Genomic DNA, 5200 nt, shown 5'->3' with positions numbered 1-5200 from the left:
CCTGAGGCCCCTGAGTCCCCTGAGTCCCCTGAGTCCCCTGAGGTCCCTCGGGAGGTGCCTGGGGCGTCCGAAGCCCCCGAGGTCCCCGAGGCCCCCGAGGCCCCCCAGGCCGTCGAAGGACCGCCGTCCGCGGAGCCCGTGCCGCAGCCCTGGCCGCCGCGCAAGGACCGGCGTGTGTTGCGCGCGGTCCTGCGCTGGACCGCGGCCGTCGTGGTGTTCGCGGTGGCCGGGGCGGGAACGGCGTACGGCATCACGCAGATGAAGCGCACCGACGTACCCGGTCTCGCGACCGCGTCGGACGGGCGCTGGGACTATCCGCGGCTGGTGGCGCCTCCTCTCCCCGCCGGCAGTCCGGGCCCCTTCGCCGACGACAACCCGGCGAACGCCCACTACGCGGACCTGCGCGCGCTGGTCCTGCCGGCGCCGAAGGGCGCTGAGGTCGACGCCGCGCTGCGCGGCACGGACGGCTGGCTGGCCACGAAGGACTTCGTCGCCCAGTACGCCTCCGCGGACGACCGCAGGGAGTTCGCGCAGAAGCTGACCGACGACGGCCTCCGGCACATCGCGGCCCGCGGCTGGACCATGCCGGACGGCACGCGTACGCGTGTGTACCTGCTGCAGTTCGACACCTCGGCGGTCGCGGACGACCTGTTCTCGCCGGGTCTGGTCTCCTACGACTCGACGGTCTACCCGCTCAAGGGCGCCCCGGCAGCCGCCTACGACGACGCCTTCCCGGACGTCGCCCGCGCGGAGAACGTCAGCGTCTCCGCGTACACCGAGAAGCAGCCCTACGGCTCCGAGCAGGTCCGACAGGCGTACCTCAAGTCCGGGGACACCCTCGCCCTGGTGGTGCAGTCCCGCGAGGGCGGCGCCGAAGCCGTCCCCTTCGAGCAGACGGTGGCCCTGCAGAGCCAGCTGCTGGGCTGAGGTCCGTAGGGGGGTACCTCACGCGGAGCACCGGGCCCCGGCCGACTAAGCTGGGGCCCGGCTCTTGTGTACTCACCCCGCTGTACTGACCCCGCTCAACCCCCTCAACAAGGAGCACCCCGTGCTTGAGGCATTCTTCGAAGCCCTGCTCGTCCTGGTCTGCGTCGGCGTCCTGGGCTTCGCCTACCTGACCGTGAAGAAGCTGTACCAGGGCCAGCGCTGACCCCCGTCTAGGAACCCCACCTCATGATCGAGATCCCGTCCGACCTCCACAAGGACCTCGTCCCCCTCGCCTTCCTGCTCGGCGACTGGGCGGGCGCGGGCGTCCACGACTTCCCCGGCGACGAGAAGTGCAACTTCGGGCAGGAGGTCAGCTTCACCCACGACGGCCGCGACTTCCTGGAGTACCGGTCCCGCACCTGGGTCCTGGACAACGACGGGAACAAGGTCCGCCCGCTGGAGTCGGAGTCCGGCTTCTGGCGCGTCGACGCCGAGCGGAAGGTCGAGGTGACGATGACCCGCGACGACGGCGTCATCGAGATCTGGTACGGCGAACTCGCCGACAAGAAGCCGCAGATCGACCTGGTCACCGACGCGGTGGCCCGCACGGCCGCCTCCCGCCCCTACAGCGGCGGCAAGCGCCTGTACGGCTACGTCAAGAGCGACCTGATGTGGGTCGGCGAGAAGCAGACCCCGGACGTCGAGCTGCGCCCGTACATGTCGGCCCACCTGAAGAAGGTCGTCACCCCCGAGGACGTCGAGCGCTGGGCCAAGGCCCTCCCGGACGACCTGCCGGACGACGGGATCGCGTTCTTCAAGTAGCTCTAGACTCGTCGGTGTGGTGAGCACCGACTGGAAGAGCGACCTCAGGCAGCGCGGCTACCGGCTGACGCCGCAGCGCCAGCTTGTCCTCGAAGCAGTGGACACCCTGGAGCACGCGACCCCCGACGCCATCCTCACGGAAGTGAAGAAGACGGCGTCGGGGGTCAACATTTCCACCGTGTACCGGACCCTGGAGCTCCTGGAGGAGCTCGGGCTGGTCAGCCACGCCCATCTCGGGCACGGCGCGCCCACGTACCATCTCGCCGACCGCCACCACCACATCCACCTGGTCTGCCGGGACTGCGAGAACGTGATCGAGGCGGACGTCTCGGTGGCCGCGGAGTTCACCGCGAAGCTGCGCCGGGAGTTCGGCTTCGAGACGGACATGAAGCACTTCGCGATCTTCGGCCGGTGCCGGAACTGTTCCCTGAAGGGTTCAACTACCGAGTCGTAGGCTTGTCCCATGAAGAGCCCCCTGCTGTCCCTGCCCGGCGCCGTCCCCGCCGAGGGCCCGGACGAAGGCGTAGCCGCCCACTACGGCGACCTGTTCCGTGAGCAGCGCGCCCTCGCCGACGGCACCGGCTTCGTCGATCTCTCGCACCGCGGCGTGATCACCGTCACCGGCGAGGACCGGCTGAGCTGGCTGCACCTGCTCCTCACCCAGCACGTGAGCGAGCTGCCGGCCGGCCAGGCCACCGAAGCCCTCGTCCTGTCCGCCCACGGCCACATCGAGCACGCGCTCTACCTGGTCGACGACGGTTCGACGGTCTGGGCCCATGTGGAACCCGGCACCCAGGACGCGCTGATCGCGTACCTGGAGTCGATGAAGTTCTTCTACAAGGTCGACGTCGCCGACCGGACGGAGGAGTTCGCGGTCGTCCACCTGCCGGCCGGTTCGATCGCGGAGGTCCCGGAGGGAGTCGTCGTACGCGAGACGCCGTACGGCCGTGACCTCTTCCTGCCGCGCGCCGACCTCGAGTCCTTCGCCGAGAAGGCCGGTCCGCCCGTCGGGATCCTCGCCCTCGAGGCCTTCCGTGTCGAACAGCACCGGCCCCGCCTCGGCTTCGAGACCGACCACCGCACCATCCCGCACGAGCTGGGCTGGATCGGCACCGCGGTCCACCTCCAGAAGGGCTGCTACCGCGGCCAGGAGACGGTCGCCCGGGTCCAGAACCTGGGCAAGCCCCCGCGCCGCCTGGTCTTCCTGCACCTGGACGGCAGCGAGGTCCACCTGCCCACCCCGGGCACCGAGATCCGGCTCGCCGACGAGGACCCCGACGGCCGCAAGATCGGCTTCATCACGACGTCCGTACGCCACCACGAGCTGGGCCCGGTCGCCCTGGCCCTGGTGAAGCGGAACGTCCCCGTGGACGCCCGGCTGGTGGCGGGGGAGACGGCGGCGGCCCAGGAGACGGTCGTCGAGCCGTAGATCCCCGGCAGAGTCGAGCCGTCGATCTCCAGCAGTCGAGCCGTGGATCTCCAGCAGAGTCGAGCCGTGGATCTCCAGCAGGGTCGACTCCTAGATCTCCAGAAGAACGGTGAACGGGCCGTCGTTCGTCAGGGACACCCGCATCCGTGCCCCGAAGCGGCCCGTGGCCACCGTCGCGCCCAGTGAGCGCAACTGGGCGACGACCTCGTCGACGAGGGGTTCGGCGACATCGCCGGGGGCGGCGGCGTTCCAGGTGGGGCGGCGGCCCTTCCTGGCGTCGCCGTACAGCGTGAACTGGCTGACGACGAGCAGCGGGGCGTCGATGTCGCTGCACGACCTCTCGTCCTGGAGCATGCGGATCGACCAGAGTTTGCGGGCCAGTTGGGCCGCCTTCTCCTTGGTGTCCTCGTGCGTGACCCCGACCAGGACGCACAGCCCCTCGCCGGTGATCTCCCCGACCGTCTCGCCGTCCACGACGACGCTCGCGCCGTCCACCCTCTGCACCACAGCTCGCATACGACCATCATGCCGGGCGGCCCGCAGCCGGGTGGTCCGCGGTGGACCGCGCGCGGGTTTGTTTCTGATGCTTAACCGGCCATCTGGGGCTGTTCGGGGGCACTCGGTCACATAGCGGCCACTTGGGGTGGCACGATGCTTCCCACACGCCGGTCGAGGGGACGGTTGAGGCACATGAGCACACCGAGCACCGGGCAGCAGCCCGTCTCGTGCGCGGGAGAACGGACGGTGGCCCGTCCGCCCGCACAACGCACCGACAGCCCGTGCGACAGGGGCGGCGCGAGCGGCGGCACGGGCGGTCCGCAGCTGTCCGTCGACCCGCCCGAGCACGACCTGGCCGTGCTGAGCCTGGCGGAGCTGCGCACCCTGCGCCGGGACGCCCAGCGCGATGAGGCCGATCTCAGTTACGTACGGCGGCTGTTGCAGGGCCGTATCGACATCCTGCGCGCGGAGCTGGCGCGCAGGTCACCGGCGGGCGCGGCGTCCGTGGTCGACCGGCTTCCGGAGATCCTGACCGACGCCCCGGCCCGGCACCGCTCCTCGGCCCGCCACGTCACGCTGGGCACGCCGCACAACGAGGAGTACCGCCGTCTCGCCGCCGACATGCTCGCCGAGGTCGAGCTGTCCGACCTGGCCGCGCGCACGGACCTGGAGCTGAACACCGCGATGGGCCGGCTCGTGCGGTACGAGCAGCAGGTCTCCCGGCGCCGGCAGCGGCTGCAGCGGACCACGGACGACTGCAGCGCGGAGATCGCGCGCCGGTACCGTGAGGGGGAAGCGCAGGTCGACGACCTGCTCCTGTGACGCCTCCGGAGGGCCAGTGCCGATGTCCGAGCCCGTCGTGCCCGCCGCCATTCCGCCTGCCGTATCGCCCGTTGCGCCTGTCGTCTCGCCCGCTCCGCCTGTCGCACCGCCCGTTCTCGCCGAGGTCGTACGCTCCGGGTTCGTCGAGGGCAGGCACCGAGGCAGCCTCGTGCTCCTGGCGGCGGACGGGGCGGTGGACCTCGCGCTGGGCGATGTGACGTCCCCCGTCTTCCCGCGTTCCTCCAACAAGCCGATGCAGGCGGCGGGCGTCCTGCGCGCGGGCCTGGAGCTGTCGGGGGAGCGGCTGGCGCTGGCGGCGGCCAGTCACTCGGGCGAGCCGTTCCACCGCGAGCTGGTCGCCGCGATGCTGCGCGAACACGGGCTGACCGAAGCGGACTTGCAGTGCCCGTCCGACCTTCCCCTGGACGGGGAGGAGCGGGAGACCTACCTGGCCTCCGGCGCCGTACGCTCCCGGATCGCCATGAACTGCTCCGGCAAGCACACGGCGATGCTGGCCGCGTCGGCCCACCGCGGCTGGCCCCTGAAGACGTACCTCGATCCCTCCCACCCCCTTCAGCACCTCATCCACGGCGTGGTGGAGGAGGCGTCGGGCGAACGGGTCACGGCCATCGGCACGGACGGCTGCGGCGCCCCCCTCCTCTCGCTCAGCCTGACCGGCCTGGCCCGCGCCTACCGCACCTT

At 71.0% G+C, this 5200-nt stretch carries 7 protein-coding genes; 6 read left to right on the top strand and 1 reads right to left on the bottom strand.

Translation table 11 applies throughout. The annotated features are described in order from the left end of the window. Nucleotides 1–54: 54 nt before the first annotated feature. The 4 genes from GRC12_RS41725 (at nt 55) to ygfZ (ending at nt 3178) form a co-directional block, all read left to right on the top strand. Nucleotides 55–927 (top strand): hypothetical protein, encoded by an 873-nt coding sequence (locus GRC12_RS41725; protein WP_208785664.1) that lies wholly within the window; start codon nt 55–57, stop codon nt 925–927. Between the two features lie 246 nt (nt 928–1173). Then, complete coding sequence (locus GRC12_RS41720) at nt 1174–1749, top strand: FABP family protein (RefSeq protein ID WP_208785663.1); 576 nt, start codon at nt 1174–1176, stop codon at nt 1747–1749. A 16-nt stretch (nt 1750–1765) separates the two neighbouring features. After that, complete coding sequence (locus GRC12_RS41715; RefSeq protein ID WP_133045736.1) at nt 1766–2203, top strand: Fur family transcriptional regulator; 438 nt, start codon at nt 1766–1768, stop codon at nt 2201–2203. Between the two features lie 9 nt (nt 2204–2212). Further along, complete coding sequence (gene ygfZ / locus GRC12_RS41710) at nt 2213–3178, top strand: CAF17-like 4Fe-4S cluster assembly/insertion protein YgfZ (protein WP_208785662.1); 966 nt, start codon at nt 2213–2215, stop codon at nt 3176–3178. A gap of 90 nt (nt 3179–3268) precedes the next feature. On the opposite strand, the gene dtd is transcribed toward ygfZ, so the two are convergent. Next, nucleotides 3269–3694, bottom strand: a complete 426-nt coding sequence (dtd, locus tag GRC12_RS41705) for a D-aminoacyl-tRNA deacylase (protein ID WP_208785661.1) — start codon at nt 3692–3694, stop codon at nt 3269–3271. A gap of 174 nt (nt 3695–3868) precedes the next feature. Here dtd and GRC12_RS41700 point away from each other — a divergent pair, with 174 nt between their 5' ends. Together GRC12_RS41700 and GRC12_RS41695 are read left to right on the top strand one after the other, a co-directional pair. Continuing rightward, nucleotides 3869–4498: an RsiG family protein gene (locus GRC12_RS41700; RefSeq protein ID WP_208785660.1), complete on the top strand. Its 630-nt coding sequence runs from the start codon at nt 3869–3871 to the stop codon at nt 4496–4498. Between the two features lie 22 nt (nt 4499–4520). Next, the coding region (locus tag GRC12_RS41695) for an asparaginase (protein ID WP_208785659.1) at nt 4521–5200 on the top strand (680 nt) is incomplete at its 3' end.

The organism is Streptomyces griseorubiginosus (assembly GCF_017614965.1).
Classification (GTDB): Bacteria; Actinomycetota; Actinomycetes; order Streptomycetales; family Streptomycetaceae; genus Streptomyces; species Streptomyces griseorubiginosus_B.
The sequence above is the reverse complement of the archived record's forward strand: the minus strand, read 5'-3'. Positions and strand labels throughout refer to the sequence as shown.